The organism is Glycomyces lechevalierae, assembly GCF_027622945.1.
In the GTDB taxonomy this organism is placed as follows: domain Bacteria; phylum Actinomycetota; class Actinomycetes; order Mycobacteriales; family Micromonosporaceae; genus Glycomyces; species Glycomyces rutgersensis.
In genome coordinates, this window is sequence record NZ_JAPZVQ010000021.1 from 48,906 (window position 1) to 62,499 (window position 13,594).

The 13,594-nt window shown below is 70.6% G+C and carries 12 protein-coding genes; 7 read left to right on the top strand and 5 right to left on the bottom strand.

Translation table 11 applies throughout. The features are described 5' to 3' along the window. Window positions 1–194 precede the first annotated feature (194 nt). On the top strand, window positions 195–1,133 hold the full coding sequence (locus tag O2L01_RS23445; protein ID WP_270124473.1) for a hypothetical protein: 939 nt from the start codon (window positions 195–197) through the stop codon (window positions 1,131–1,133). Window positions 1,134–1,144: 11 nt separating this feature from the next. On the opposite strand, the gene O2L01_RS23450 is transcribed toward O2L01_RS23445, so the two are convergent. After that, window positions 1,145–2,365, bottom strand: coding sequence for an arginine deiminase (locus O2L01_RS23450; protein WP_270124474.1), 1,221 nt, complete (start codon window positions 2,363–2,365; stop codon window positions 1,145–1,147). A gap of 91 nt (window positions 2,366–2,456) precedes the next feature. On the opposite strand from O2L01_RS23450, the gene O2L01_RS23455 reads away from it, so the two are divergent. After that, window positions 2,457–2,918 carry a hypothetical protein gene (locus O2L01_RS23455; RefSeq protein WP_270124475.1) on the top strand — a complete coding sequence of 154 codons (462 nt, stop codon included), beginning with the start codon at window positions 2,457–2,459 and terminating at the stop codon, window positions 2,916–2,918. A 13-nt stretch (window positions 2,919–2,931) separates the two neighbouring features. On the opposite strand, the gene O2L01_RS23460 is transcribed toward O2L01_RS23455, so the two are convergent. The 3 genes from O2L01_RS23460 to O2L01_RS23470 all read right to left on the bottom strand — a co-directional run bounded on the left by O2L01_RS23460 (window position 2,932) and on the right by O2L01_RS23470 (window position 6,324). Next, window positions 2,932–3,396 carry a MarR family winged helix-turn-helix transcriptional regulator gene (locus O2L01_RS23460; RefSeq protein WP_270124476.1) on the bottom strand — a complete coding sequence of 155 codons (465 nt, stop codon included), beginning with the start codon at window positions 3,394–3,396 and terminating at the stop codon, window positions 2,932–2,934. Then, window positions 3,383–4,276 (bottom strand): N-acyl homoserine lactonase family protein, encoded by an 894-nt coding sequence (locus O2L01_RS23465; RefSeq protein WP_270124477.1) that lies wholly within the window; start codon window positions 4,274–4,276, stop codon window positions 3,383–3,385. The genes O2L01_RS23460 and O2L01_RS23465 overlap by 14 nt, the downstream gene beginning before the upstream one ends. Before the next feature lie 110 nt (window positions 4,277–4,386). Then, window positions 4,387–6,324, bottom strand: coding sequence for a hypothetical protein (locus O2L01_RS23470; protein WP_270124478.1), 1,938 nt, complete (start codon window positions 6,322–6,324; stop codon window positions 4,387–4,389). A gap of 188 nt (window positions 6,325–6,512) precedes the next feature. Here O2L01_RS23470 and O2L01_RS23475 point away from each other — a divergent pair, with 188 nt between their 5' ends. From O2L01_RS23475 to O2L01_RS23485, 3 genes are all read left to right on the top strand, one after another. Further along, on the top strand, window positions 6,513–7,454 hold the full coding sequence (locus O2L01_RS23475) for a hypothetical protein (protein WP_270124479.1): 942 nt from the start codon (window positions 6,513–6,515) through the stop codon (window positions 7,452–7,454). Between the two features lie 569 nt (window positions 7,455–8,023). Further along, on the top strand, window positions 8,024–8,995 hold the full coding sequence (locus O2L01_RS23480; RefSeq protein ID WP_270124480.1) for a serine hydrolase: 972 nt from the start codon (window positions 8,024–8,026) through the stop codon (window positions 8,993–8,995). A gap of 196 nt (window positions 8,996–9,191) precedes the next feature. Then, a complete protein-coding gene (locus O2L01_RS23485; protein ID WP_270124481.1) occupies window positions 9,192–10,556 on the top strand; it encodes an FAD-binding oxidoreductase in 1,365 nt (454 codons plus the stop codon). A 332-nt stretch (window positions 10,557–10,888) separates the two neighbouring features. On the opposite strand, the gene O2L01_RS23490 is transcribed toward O2L01_RS23485, so the two are convergent. Then, on the bottom strand, window positions 10,889–11,743 hold the full coding sequence (locus tag O2L01_RS23490) for an aminotransferase class IV (protein WP_270124483.1): 855 nt from the start codon (window positions 11,741–11,743) through the stop codon (window positions 10,889–10,891). 316 nt (window positions 11,744–12,059) lie between these two features. Between O2L01_RS23490 and O2L01_RS23495 the strand changes: the two genes are divergently transcribed. Both O2L01_RS23495 and ygfZ read left to right on the top strand, forming a co-directional pair. After that, a complete protein-coding gene (locus tag O2L01_RS23495) occupies window positions 12,060–12,500 on the top strand; it encodes a Fur family transcriptional regulator (RefSeq protein ID WP_270124484.1) in 441 nt (146 codons plus the stop codon). Continuing rightward, window positions 12,497–13,585 (top strand): CAF17-like 4Fe-4S cluster assembly/insertion protein YgfZ, encoded by a 1,089-nt coding sequence (gene ygfZ / locus O2L01_RS23500; RefSeq protein ID WP_270124485.1) that lies wholly within the window; start codon window positions 12,497–12,499, stop codon window positions 13,583–13,585. Before O2L01_RS23495 ends, ygfZ begins: the two co-directional genes overlap by 4 nt. Window positions 13,586–13,594 lie beyond the last annotated feature (9 nt).

Here is a 13,594-nt window from a genome sequence, read left to right on the forward strand (position 1 = left end):
TACCGGACATTCCCGGCTCGCGCAACTGATTCCGGGAGCCGACGGATGCACTGGGACGGCCGAGGCCGAACGAGGCTCGGACCAGGGGCGCGATACCCGATAGTGAGCGCTATCGGGCGGCGGCCTTCCTAGACTCTCCTTGACGGCCAGTCTGTTTGCCTCGCTGGATCGATTGCGAGCGAAAGGTGGCGATCATGCGTCGCACCGATCATGCCCAGCCGGATCCCAAGGACCACAAGCCTTTCAGCACCGCGATGCCTCCGGGGCGCTTGCGGCGCTTGATGTTGGCGGCCGGAGTCGCCGTCCTCTTCCTCACCGCGGCAGCCAACGGCTGCGAAGACGGCTCCGAGCCCGGCACGGGAACCGGAACCGAGGAGGCCAGCGGCGGCGCCCCGTACAGCGCCCCGAACTCGTCACCGCAGGAAGCGAGTCGCACGCCCGCAGAAACGAGCGAGCCGCCTGAAACCAGCGAGGTCGAGACGAGCGAGGCCGAGACCAGCGAGCCCGAAACAAGCGAGGCCGAGACCAGCGAGTCTCCCGAGCCCAGCGAAACCAACGAGGAACCGTCCGAGGAGACCGATACGGAGGACTTCTTCTCCCAGTTCTCGTCCTTCGAGCCCGTGACCCAATCGGGAACCGGAGACAGCGTGATCGATCTGCCCGCACCGCAGGGCATCATCACCGCGAGCCACAACGGCTCGTCGAACTTCGCCCTCAGCGTCCTCGACTCGGGCAACGCGATGTCCGAGCTGCCCATCAACGTCATCGGCTCATATGAGGGCACCACGGCCTACGGCATGGACGAGCTCAGCGAGGACGCGGCGGCGCTGGAGATCGTCGCCGACGGCGACTGGGAGATCACCGTCGCCCCGGTGACCGACGCCCCCGAGTTCTCGGATTCCCAAGCCGCTCAGGGCGACGGGGTGTACCTGTACACCGGCGGGCCCGCCACCTGGGCGCTGTCGCACGACGGCGAGTCGAACTTCGCCATCGTCTACGTGAGCGATTCGCTCTTCGGCTCGGAGTTGCTGGTCAACGAGATCGGACCCTACGAAGGCACCGTCGCCGTCACGTCGGGCCCGGGCGTGGTGATCGTCATCGCCGACGGCGAATGGAGTCTGTCCCCGTCCTGAGCCGAGCCGGTTCAGCCTCCCAGCGGGCTCCGGGCGGACGGACACGACATGCACCGCGGGCCGCCTCGGCCGCTGCCGAGTTCGGAACCGGGGATCGTGAGGACCTTGATGCCCGCGCGCTCGAGGCGCGCGTTCGTGACCGTGTTGCGCTCGTACGCGACCGCCAAACCGGGCGCGAGGGCCAGGGTGTTGTTGCCGTCGTCCCACTGCTCGCGTTCGGCCGTCACCACGTCGCGCGCGCCGGTGTGGATGATCTCGATCCGATCCACGCCGATCGCCTCGGCCGCCGCGTCCAGGAACCGCCGCGGCCCTTCGATGTCGAGCGTCGCGCCGCCGTCGGCGCTGGTGAGTGTGTACGCCTCCAGGCGCTCTTCGGCCGGCGCGTACATGACCATGCGGTCGCGGTCGACCATCGTGCACACCGTGTCCAGGTGCATCGTCGCCCGCCGCTGCGCGATCGGGACGACCAGCACCGTGTGGATCCGGCCCCGCCCGAACGCCTTGCGCGCCAAGCGCTCCGCGCCCGCGGGAGTGGTGCGCTCGCCGACGCCCACGGCCAGCACGCCCGGCGCCAGCGCCAGCACGTCCCCGCCCTCCAGGTGCTCCAGCGAGGGGTCGTACAGCTTCGGCACGGCCGCGAACCGCGGGTGGTGGTGGTAGATCAGGCCCGTCAGCGTCGTCTCGCGCCGCCGCGCTGGCATCGCCAGGCTGGTCACGGCCACCGCGTCGCCGATCCACACCGCGGAGTCGCGGGTGAACATCATGTTCGGCAGCGGGTCGATCACGAACTCGGTGGGGCGCATCATCTTGTGCCGCAGCGAAGACGAGGAGCCGAACTCCTCTTTCGTCAAGCCCTCCACCAGGACCGCCGCGAGGCGCTCCGGTTCCAGGTCCGCGAGATACGCCGCGAGCTCGCGTCCGAGGGTCTGCCCCAGGCGCGGATCGGCCGTCACCGAGACGCTCACCGCCTCGCGCGCCTCCGGCAGCTCCAGGCACTCCGCGAGCAGCGCGCCCACGTACAGGACCTCGACGCCGTGCTCGAGGAGCGTGCCCGCGAACCGGTCGTGCTCGGCCTGAGCCCGCTCCACCCAAGGGATCCCGTCGAACAGCAGCGCCCCGTTGTTGCGCGGGGTCAAGCGGCGCAGCTCACCCCCGGGGCGGTGGAGCACGACGCTGCGCAGGCGCCCCACCTCGGAATCGACACCGAAAGCAGGCGCGTCATCAGCACTCATGATCTGAGGGTAGACGCGCGGGGGACGAAGATCAACTTATCTCTGTTAACGTGGACAGACTGAGCGTTACGACTACCCCCGGGACGCCCAATTGACGCAACTCGAACTCGTCATCCCGCTTCGGGCCTCCGCGCCCGGACCCGATGGCAGGAGGCTGGATCCGGCGCTGGCCCCCTGGCGCACCGCCGTCACCGCCAGCGCCGACGCCTGCCTGCTGCTCGCGGCCGACACGCGGATCGTGGCCGTCTCCCGCGCCGCCCGGCGCGTGCTCGGTTTCGGTCCGGCGGTGGAGATCGACATGCCGCGGTTCCTGGACGCGGGCATCCGCTTCCTCGACTTCACGGCCGGCGCGCACCCGCTCGTCGACTCCGAGCTCGCCCGGCTCGCGCCCGTCCAGACGCTGCAGACCGACGCGCTCGAACGCAGTCTCATGCGAATCGAGCACCGCGGCGTGCACCGCACGTTCGACGTGACGTCCTCGCCGCTCCACTCGCCGCCGCGCCTCGACGCGGTCGGCTCGCTGACGTTCATGACCCCGATGGGACCCGCGTGAGCGTCGTCCGCGTTCAGTCGTGACGGCGGGCTTCGCGGCGCGCGAGCGCCTGCCCTGAGGGGAAGGCGTTCGCGAACTGGCGCAACAGGTCCAGGGTCTCGTCGAGCGGTCCGCCCGCGGTGAGTTCGTCGATCGTGTCGTGCAGGCGCTCCTCGATCTCCTTGACGCGGGCGGCGGTGTCGCGGCCGGTCTCGGTGAGGGTCAAGGTGATCCATCTGCGGTCGTCCGGGTCGGCTTCGCGGTGGACGAGGCCGGCGGCGACGAGGCGGTCGACGAGGCGTGAGGGGCTGCCGCCGGTCTCGCAGACCAGGAGTTCGCCGAGGCCTTGGAGGGTGAGCGGGGCGTGGTCGGCGAGGACCCGCACGACTTCACCCTGGGAGGGGGTGAGGCCGAGCGGGCGCAGTTCGGCCGCGAGCAGCCGGTTGCCTTCGCGTTGGATCGCGAGGACGAGGTAGCGGAATGCTTCAGCTCGGCGCATGGGACCCATTGTGAGCGGTGAGCGCGCTCTCCAGGAGGGCGGCCGCGTTCGGGTCGTGCGCGGCGAGCACGGTGAGACCGGGGTGGTGTGCGCGCAGGGCGTTGACGTCGGCGACGGCTCGGGCCATCCGGCGCTTGTCGCCGGCGCCGGGGAGTTTCCCGGCGGCGAGGAGGTCGGCGTCGTAGGTGAGGTCGCCGACCATGAGGAGCGGCGCTCTTCCGGGGCGGCGCACGAGCATCGAGAGTGAGCCGGGGGTGTGGCCGGGGGTGGGCAGGAGGGTGAGGGCGCCGTCGCCGAAGAGGTCGAGGCCGGTGGTGAACGGGGCGAGTTCGGGCTCGGCGAGAGGTTCGTAATCGACGGGTCGCCAGTTGAGGCCGGGCAGGTCGATGTGGGAGCGGAGGAGGCCGCGCGCTTCGGGGAGGGGTTTGGCGAGCGAGTCCCATTCGGGGCGGCTGAGGAGGAGTTCGGTGCTGCGGCCGAGCTCGCGGAGGCCGCCGATGTGGTCTTGGTGGAGGTGGGAGATGACGGCCTTGTCGACGTCGGCGGCGCGGTAGCCGAGCTGGGCGAGTCGGGCGGTGAGGGTGTCGTCGGCGCCGATGTCGAACTTGGCGAGGCGGGAGTAGATGAGTCCGAGGGGTCCGGAGGGGAAGTAGGCGGGGTCGGTGACGGAGGCGCGGTCCTGTCCGGTGTCGAAGAGGACGAGCCCGTCGCGGTGCTCGACGACGTAGACGTTGATGGGCCGGGGCGCGGTCCACCGGGTGGAGGTGAGCAGCCAGAAGTAGGTGTTCTTCCAGGTGGGGCCCACGTGTTCGGGGCGGATCGCGACGGATCCGGTGCTGATGGCGGCGACGCGGGCGATGGGGTCGGGCTGCGTTTCCATGGAGACTCCTCGAATAAATGTCGTGTAATTAGATTACACGACATCTCATTGTCGCGACTGAAGCATGAGACAGGTCACCATCGAAATCGCCGACCCGCGGTCGGCGCCGGTCAGTCGGCGTTGAGGTCGTAGACCACGGCCGTGTCCGTGCGCTCCACCTCGACCCCGTACGGGTCCAGCTCGGTGTCCATGCCCGCCCAGTCGCTCCCCGGCAGCGAACCCGGGAGGACCACCACGGTCTCGATCCCGGCCTCGCGCAGGGACGTGATCGCGTCCTCGCCCGGGAAGCCCATCGACATCGACCGGATCCCCGCCTGCTCGTCGGGCGTGAACGCCGCGACGCCGTTCGCGACCTCCGGGAAGCCGTCGAGGCTCCAGTACTGGACCTTCGTGTCGTTCCCGCCCGCGGGCAGGAACAGCACCGGGCCCTCCAGTTCGGACATGTCGACCGGGGCCTCCGGCACCTCCGCGTACGGCGCGACGGTCAGCCCCTCCCAAAGGACCAGGCCGATCGGCAGGAACAGCAGCGCGTGCACCCGCTTGGGCGCCTTCACCTTCAGGCGCTTGTCCACACGGGCGCGGTGCGAGAGGTCGTCCGCCTCGTCGGCGATCCGCGTCAGCGTCCCCGCCGCGAGCACCGCCAGGATCAACGTCAGGTAGATCGCCAGGCGGCCCGGCGTGCGGATCGCGTCCCAGCCCGGCGCGTACTCGTACAGCAGCGCCCACGCCCACGAGCCGTCGTCGAGGAAGTTGGGGCCCATGGCGATCGCGAACACGACGGCGCCGCCGAGCGCGAGCCAGACCCGCTGCCACCCCGTCCAGCACGACCACACCAGGCCCGCCAGCGCCAGCGCCGCCAGCGTGAAGCCGACCAGCAGTGCCTGCTCGGGAGCCCACGTCAACTCCGCGCGCGCCGCCTCGTGCGCCGCGCCCCACACGCGCGACTCCTGCGGCGCGATGATGAAGCTCTGCCAAGTCGGGCTGAACCAGCTGATGTACTCGGCGTCGCGCACCGCCTCGGGGTAGGCGCTCGCGACCACGGCATGCTTGTCCGCGATCCACAGCACCCCGAGGCTGAACACGGAGCCGCCGATGCCGTTGGCGGCCAAGGTCTGCCAGCGCAGGCGCGGCCGCTTGGCCAGCCAGTGGAGCCCGACGACGACGCCGATGCCGAGCAGCAGGTACACGAACGGGATGCCGAGGCCGGCGCCGATCGCGAACTGCCACAGGGCGGTGAGCCAGCCGGCGAGGATCCAGCCGGGGCGCTGGCGCTCCGGTTTGAACCCGCCGCGCAGGGAGTAGCCGTGGCCGCGGGCGAGCATCGCGAGGGCGAGCGCGATGCCGCCGCTGGAGAGCACCTGCAGGTGCCCGGCCTGGCCGAGTTTCCAAGGGGCGTAAGCGAAGGCGGCGGCGCCGACGGCCGAGCCGGCTACGCGGGCGCCGAGCTGGCGCAGGAGGGCGTACGCGCCGAGGAAGGCGAGGGCGAACGTGGCGATGTAGAGCACGTTGTAGACGACGAGCGCGCTGGTGGGGCTGGTGATGAGGAGCGCGGCCGGCGCGTAGCCCATGAGGGTGTCGGTGAAGAGGTACGCGTCGTCGAGGGGCCAGAAGCTGTTGGTGTCCCAGATCCCGGCGGGGTTCTCGCGGAGGGCGTGGCCGACCCAGCCGAGGATGTAGGTGAGGAGGAGCGGGTCGCCGGTGTCGTGGGGGATGCGGTCGTCGAGATGCTTGGCGAGGGGCCAGGTCATGGCGAGGGCGAGGAGGACGCTGGTGAGCCCGGCGATGGTCCATTCGCTGCGGGCGGCGCGGCGCAGGGCGCGGCCGAGGGCGCGCAGGCGGCCCGGCTTGACGGTCTCGGGCGGGTCCTCGCCGCCGGCGAAGCGCTGCCAGCGTTCGTGGTCGCGGATGCTGCTGTCGCCGGTGCCGGTCCGGGGGACCTCGTCCGCGGGGCGCGCGGGCGGGGTGGCCTCGGGCTCGCGCTCGGCGGGCTCGGTGTCGGGCTTGGTCGTCGCCATGGGGTTCTCGCGGTCCTCGCTCGGTGCTGTCACGGACATCCTACGGACGGGCGCGCCGCCCGGTACGGGCGCATGAGGACGGATCGCGGGCGCGGCGGCGGATTCGGGGCGGGCGGGGCCGTCACCTTTCCCGGGGCCGCTCGTTGAACGGTGTTGAGACCTGATTCGCGCTGAGGATCCGGTCGTCATCCGGTCGAAGACGCAGTTGGAGAGACGCAAGCATGGGAATTCACACCACGAAGCCCGGTAAGCAGTCCCGGGCCCAGACGCGTCCTCCGCTGCCGTACCCGGTGAACGACGGCCGGCTCGCGCCCGCGATCCAGGAGGCCATGGACCGGCGCGCGCACCGGCGGAAGTCGCGCCTGGCCGCCATCTCGGCGGCCTCGATGCTCGCGGTCGGCGGCGCTGCCGGGGTGAGCATCGCGACGGCGGACGAGCCGGAGTCGGGGAGCGACAGCGAGGTCGTGTTCAGCGGCGACTGCGGCACGCTCGGCCTGGTCTCGGCGTCCTCGGCCCCTGACGCCGCGGAGCTGACGGTCGAGCAGGGCTCGCAGGTGCGGTACAGCAACGACCTGGGCACCGACGCGAAACTGTATGTGGGCGACGAGGTCTACGAGATCAGCCCGGACTCGAGCCAGGTGTTCGAGATGAACCGCTCGGCCGAGGTCGCGATGGTCCCGAACTGCCACGGGCTGTTCGCCGAGTACGAGTCGGCGCAGGTGCACGTGGTCGAGGCCCAGTCCGATGAGCAGGAGAACGAGGACGAGTCCGCCGGGGACGTGCAGCTGCCCGCGACCGGCGGCGACGACGAGGACGAAGCGCCCCAGGACGACCCGCAGGACCACGGCTCGGGCGTCTCCGACGGTGCCGGCGAGGCCCAGCAGGGCCCGGACGCCGCGGACCCCGACGCCGAGGACCCGGCCGCCGCTGCAGAGGAGCCCGCGGTCGACGAAGAGGTGAACGCGTTCGGTCCGCCGCCGTCGAGCGACGGCTCCGACACGGGCGCCGACACCCCGGCCGTCGATGAAGAGGTCGTCGCGGTCGACCCGAAGGCCGTGGCCGACGGCGCGAACGGACTGCTCGCGCTCCTGGCCATCATCTGCCTGGTGGGTGTGGCCGCCGCGGTCACGCGCACCCTCCTCAAACAGCGGGCGACGGCATGACGCCGGTCCCCGCCACGAGCCCGGCGCCGCAAGCCGCCGCGACCGCTCCCGCACACGGTTCCCCGGCCCTGGCCCACGGCGCGCAGGCGTCGCGGGCGCAGGTCCACGGCGCGCAAGTCTCGCCGTGGGTGCCGAGCGGCCGGGTGCGGAACCGGCGCGACCGGCAGCCCGCGGCCCGGTGCCTCACCGGCCCCGACCAGGCCCGCGCTTCGCGGGCCGGACGGCCGAGGCGCGGTGCGGTGGAGTCTCCGTGAGGCACTGCGGTTCGGGCGCTCGTTGATGGTCATTTCCTCCCCAGGTCCCACTCCGAACGCCAGTCCCAGTGCCTCACGGCCCCGCCGATGACAGGCCAGAACGAAGCGCCCGCCCCAGTGGCGGGCGCTTCGCCGTTGCCGGGCGCGGACGTGCGAGAAACCTTGGAGAGAGCAGTATCACCGCGGTGATCCAGGCGGTGTTGTGCAACCGTTACTGAACTCTCAATCAACCCTGCTTGTGGTTGCTTCGAAGACTGCTTTAGCGTGGGCCGCAGCATTTCATTCGCGCCCCCGCACCGAAGTCAGGTTCCTGCTGTGACCTCCCAGCCCAAGCACGCCCCCTCGCGACGGCTCTGGCCCTTCCTCGCCGTCCCGGCGATCGCCGTGCTCATCGCGGCCGTCATCTACGTGGTCGACCTCTCCGGCGACGACGGCGGGACCGGCGGTTCCGCCGAGGGGACCCTGCCGGGGTCCCAGGAGTCGGTGGACGACGACTCCTCGATGCAGCCTTCGGAGGAGGAGCTGCGCGCCGCCGCCCAGGAGCGGCTGCAGACTGACCTCGACGCGGCCGTCGCCGAATACGTCTCGGGGCTCGAGGACGAGAACTTCTACGCCTCGGTCGCGGTGGACGACGGCGAGTTCCAGCTCGCGTACGAGGGCGAGACGCAGCACGACACGGCGTCGATCGTGAAGGTCGAGATCCTCACGATGGTGCTCAAGGAGTACGGGACGCTCGACCAGGTGCCGGACTGGCTGCTCGACAGCGCCGAGGCGATGATCAAGGACTCGAGCAACGACGCGACGAACGACATGCTGTACGGCGGCACGTTCGACGACGGGCACGAGGCGATCCGCCAGGCGCACATCGACTTCGGGCTCGAGCACACGAACCCGAACGAGACCGAGCAGTGGGGCAAGACCCAGACGACCGCGGTGGACCAGCTGCGGATGCTGGAGCTCGCGCTGTACGAGGACGTGCTCGACGCCGAGCAGGTCGAGTACGCGCGCTCGCTCATGGGGAACCTGTCGGAGTCGCAGCAGTGGGGCGTCTCGGCCGCGGCCGACGACGGCGAGACCGTGTGGATGAAGAACGGCTGGGACACACGCGATTCGATGGGCGGCGAATGGGTGGTGAACTCGATCGGCGTGATCAACGGCGAGACCGACCAGCCCATCAAGATCGCGGTCCTCACCGGCGGCTCGGCCACGCACCCCGAGGGCATCGACCGCGTCGAAGAACTCGCCCAGATCATCCGCAACGTCATCGACACCGACCCCTACGCGTAACCGCTCCCCGCGCCGCGGTTCGCGGTCATTCGACCCGCCGCCACCGGACCACCGCCACACTTTCGGGTGACACCTTCGCCCGCGAGCCCGGTTTCTGTCGGCCCCGGGCGGGAAGCTTGCGGCGGACGCTTCTTTCCCCTCTAGTGGTGGGTGGGGGTTTGTGGACGGCGGTTCGGCGGGGCCTTACCCTCGCGGGATGAGCGATCTGATCTCCGCGTTGACCGCGGCCGGGCTCGAGCCGGTGACCGATGCCGATGTGCTGGCCTCGCATTCGGTGGACCGCGCCGCGCTGGTGCCGCCCGGGCGGGCCGTCGCGCTCATCCGGGCGCGGTCGACCGAGGAGGTCAGCGCCGCGCTCCGGGTCGCCGCCGAGTTCGGCACTCCCGTTGTGCCGCAAGGCGCCCGCACCGGCCTCGCCGGGGCCGCCACCGCCGTCGACGGCGCGATCCTCCTCGACGTCTCGCCGATGGACCGCATCCTCTCGATCGACCCCGTGAACCGCCTCGCGGTCTGCCAGCCCGGCGTGCTCAACGCCGCGATCACCCTCGCCGCCAGCGAATTCGGCCTCCGCTACAGCCCCGACCCGGGCTCATGGCAGATCTCCACCATCGGCGGGAACATCGCCACCGCCGCCGGCGGCATGTGCTGCGTCAAGTACGGCACGACCCCGGAGTACGTGCTCGGCCTCGAAGTCGTGCTCGCCTCAGGCGAAGTCATGCGCTGCGGCCGCGACACCGCCAAAGGCGTCGCCGGGTACGACCTCGTGCGCCTCTTCTGCGGATCCGAAGGGACCCTCGGGGTCATCACCGAGGCCACGGTCAAGCTCTCCCCCGTCCCCGCCGGGCGGCTCACCCTCGCGGCCGTCTTCGCGACCACCGCCGACGCCGGCCGCGCCGTCACCGCGATCATGGCGTCCGGGGCGCAGCCGAGTCTGCTCGAACTCATCGACAACGTGCACCTGCGTGCCCTGGAAGACTTGCGGCCCATGGGATTGCCGACCGAGGCGGCCGCGATGCTGCTCGTCGCCGCGGACTCCGACCCAGCCGAGGAACTGGCCGCGATCGAAGCGCTCTGCAACGAATCCGGCGCCTCCGAGGTCTACCGCGCCACCGACGCCGAAGAGGCCGACGCGCTCCTCGAATCACGGCGCAGCGCCTACCACGCCATGGAGCGTCTGGGCACGGTCCTCGTGGACGACATCGCGGTGCCGCGCTCGCGCCTCGCCGAAGCGCTCGACGGCGTCCAGGCCGCCGCGGCCAGGCACGGCGTGGTTATCGGCGTCATCGCCCATGCAGGAGACGGGAACCTGCACCCCAACATCATCGTCCACCCCGAGGACCCGGCCTCGCTCGAAGCCGGCCGGGCCGCGTTCGACGAGATCCTGGAGATGGCACTCGCCATGGGCGGCACCATCACCGGTGAACACGGCGTGGGAATACTCAAACGCGATTGGCTCGCAAAGGAAGTCGACCCGGTGAATCTCGCGGTGCAGCGACGGATCAAAAGCGCGCTCGACCCGCTCGGCATCCTCAACCCGGGGAAAGTCCTTGCAGCTGGTTGAAAGGCGCTGTGAGCGGCGGGGACTCACATTCCCTATGCGGCCGAGACGGTTTCGTGTCGTTCCTGTTACACGTTAATGGGGCCGCAGCGCTTGCCCATTCGCTGCGGCCCCGATAAAGTGGAGGAGCTCCACTTTTCATTGGCACCAGTAGGGCTGTGCCCGATTGCCCTTACTGGTTTTGTGCCCCCGGATTGTTCCGTGCCTCCCGGAAGACTGCCCATGTCCGTCCGTTTGGCTTGTCGGCGTGACCGGAACACTCATTACTATGAGGACCGTCTCTGGGCGTGGCCTGTACTGAGGCTGGGAAGAACCTGGGAAACGATGTCAAACCGTTACTCGGGGACCTCGAAGCCGGCGAGTTTGTCCAGCTCAGCCGTGATGTCGGGGCGCTGATCGACCACTTCGCCGTCGATCTGGGTGATGAAGGCCACACCTCGTACGGAGGAGCTGAGCCACGCCGCTTCGGCGTTCTTCAAGTCCCGCACCGAGATCAGCTTCTCGACGGTCTTCAATCCCGCCTTCGGCGCCTGCTCCAGCAGGTACGCGCTCGTCGTGCCCGGCAGGATGCCCGCGGAAGTCGGTGTCGTGCAGAGGGTGTCGCCCTCCAGCCACAGCAGGGACGAGGTCGGGCCCTCCAAGGCGAACCCGTCGGCCGAGACCCACAGGGCGTCGTCCGCGCCCTGGGTCTTCGCCCAGCGGGTCACCGCCATCATCGACGCGTACGAGAGTGCCTTGACGCCGCCTAGAAGCCACGGGGCTTCACCCCGCGCGTCGGCATTCACCCCCAAGGTCGCAGTGGCGATCTTCAGGCCGTCCCGGCGCGGCAGGATCCGTTCGCGCGGAACGGGATCGACCGTCGCGTAGACGGTCGGCGGGCCGCCGTGCTCGCGGCCGCGGGTGGCGACCAGGCGCAGCGCGCCCTCTCCGTCGGCCCGCTCGCGCCAGGCCTCCAGGGCCTGCTCGGCGAGCTCGGCCATGTCCTCCTTCGCGGGGAGCTCGAACTCCATGCGGCGCGCGGAGTTCGCCATGCGGTCGAGGTGCTCCGAGAGCAGGAACGCCTGCCCGGCGCGGACGTTGATGGTCTCGAAGACGCCGTCGCCGCGGAGGACTCCGAGGTCGTCGGCGCACAGGAGCGGCGCGTCGGAGTCGACGACGCCGCGGTGCAGTACTGCGGTCACTAGTGCCATGCGCTCATTGTGCTCCTCGGCCCGAGCCGGGCCGCCACGGCGAGGCACCGTGTCGAAGCGCGGCGTCGCGGCGCGGCATCGCCGCGGTGCGGCGGTGCGGCGGTGCGACGGTGCGGCGGTGCGGCGGTCCCGCCTCGCATCGGTCCGCCCGCTGCTCTGAAACGCCCACCCGCCGTATAGCCGTCCTCAAACCCCCACCCACCACGAGAGGGGAAGATACTGCCGCCAGCGTCCCAGCCGGGTCCGACAGAAACCGGCCCCCGGGCCGCCCTTGTCACCCGAACGTGTTGCTCCGCCAGCGCAGTACGATGCACCTATGCCCACCGAAGCCGAGGCCGAGACCGAACTGGCGGGGGTGCTGCGCGCGAAGGGCCTGCGCATGACCGCACAGCGCCAGCTCGTCCTGGAAGCCGTCCGCGCGCTCGGACACGCGACCCCCGAGCAGATCCACGAGCGCATCCGCGGCCAGGTCGAAGGCGTGAACATCACCACTGTCTACCGCACCCTCGACCTGCTCGAAGAGCTCCAGCTCGTCTCGCACACCCACCTCTCCCACGGCGCCCCGACGTACCATCTGTCGGGCGACCGCGGCCACGCGCACCTGGTGTGCCACCGCTGCGGCCGGATCACCGAGGTCGACCCCTCCCTGTTCGCGAACGCGCGGGAGGAAGTCGCCGACAAATGCGGGTTCGTCATGGACATCGGCCACGTCGCCGTGTTCGGGACCTGCGCCGAATGCCTGGAGAAGGACGCATGACCACGCCGTTGAACGACACAGCCGCCACCTCGCCGCTCCTCTCCCTGCCCGGCGCCGTCGCCCCCGAGAGCGGCGGGCGCACCGCCTGGCACTACGGCGGTCCGCTCACCGAACAGCGCAAGGCGATGGAGACCGGCGCGGTCTTCGACCGCTCCGACCGCGACGTCATCACCGTCAGCGGGCCCGAGCGGCTGACCTGGCTGCACTCGCTCACCACCCAGCACCTGACGAGCCTCAAGCCGCACCATGGCACCGAGGCGCTCGTCCTCTCCCCCACCGGCCGCGTCGAGCACCACATGAACGTCTACGACGACGGCGAGACCACCTGGCTCGACACCGAGTCCGGCGACGGCGAAGCCCTGCTGAAGTACTTGCAGCTCATGAAGTTCCGCACCGAGGTCGAGATCGACGACGTCTCCGGCGCATGGGCGCTGGTCACCTGGACCACCGGCGGCGATCTGAAGGACGAGGCCCCGCAGGTGCAGTCCGTGCCGCCCGCCAAGTTCGTCCAGCGGGACCTCCTGCCGGTGCCGACCGCGGTCTACCCCGGTGCGGCCCACGCCGACGGAGTCGAAGGCTGGAGCCGCCGCACCGACGCGCTCGGCGTGCCCACCCACGACGTGCTCATGCGCAGCGAGAAGCTCGCCGAGGACTTTGCCGGGGAGGACCCCCGGGAGAAGGCGCTCGCCGGGACCTGGGCCTGGAACGCCCTCCGCGTCGCTGCCGCCTTGCCCGCCTTCGGGATCGACACCGACGAGAAGACCGTGCCGCACGAGGTCCCGCACTGGCTCGAGCGCGCCGTGCACTTCAACAAGGGCTGCTACCGCGGCCAGGAGACCGTCGCGAAGGTGCACCACCTGGGGCAGCCGCCGCGCCGCCTCGTCATGCTCCACCTCGACGGGACGACCGAGCAGCCGCCCGCCTCGGGCACCCCGATCATGCTGGGCGACAAGCAGGTCGGCGTGATCGGCACCGCCGTGCAGCACTACGAGCTGGGCCAGATCGCGCTCGCACTGGTGAAGCGGAACGTCGCCGACGACACTGACGCGCGTCTCATCGTGGGCGATCAGGCAGCGCGCCAGTGACACTGCGGT

Bases quoted from the DNA above. Each gene is read 5' to 3' on its own strand.
- O2L01_RS23445 (WP_270124473.1), top strand. From the start codon at position 195: ATGCGTCGCACCGATCATGCCCAGCCGGATCCCAAGGACCACAAGCCT.
- O2L01_RS23450 (WP_270124474.1), bottom strand. From the start codon at position 2,365: ATGAGTGCTGATGACGCGCCTGCTTTCGGTGTCGATTCCGAGGTGGGG.
- O2L01_RS23460 (WP_270124476.1), bottom strand. From the start codon at position 3,396: ATGCGCCGAGCTGAAGCATTCCGCTACCTCGTCCTCGCGATCCAACGC.
- O2L01_RS23465 (WP_270124477.1), bottom strand. From the start codon at position 4,276: ATGGAAACGCAGCCCGACCCCATCGCCCGCGTCGCCGCCATCAGCACC.
- O2L01_RS23475 (WP_270124479.1), top strand. From the start codon at position 6,513: ATGGGAATTCACACCACGAAGCCCGGTAAGCAGTCCCGGGCCCAGACG.
- O2L01_RS23485 (WP_270124481.1), top strand. From the start codon at position 9,192: ATGAGCGATCTGATCTCCGCGTTGACCGCGGCCGGGCTCGAGCCGGTG.
- O2L01_RS23490 (WP_270124483.1), bottom strand. From the start codon at position 11,743: ATGGCACTAGTGACCGCAGTACTGCACCGCGGCGTCGTCGACTCCGAC.
- O2L01_RS23495 (WP_270124484.1), top strand. From the start codon at position 12,060: ATGCCCACCGAAGCCGAGGCCGAGACCGAACTGGCGGGGGTGCTGCGC.
- ygfZ (WP_270124485.1), top strand. From the start codon at position 12,497: ATGACCACGCCGTTGAACGACACAGCCGCCACCTCGCCGCTCCTCTCC.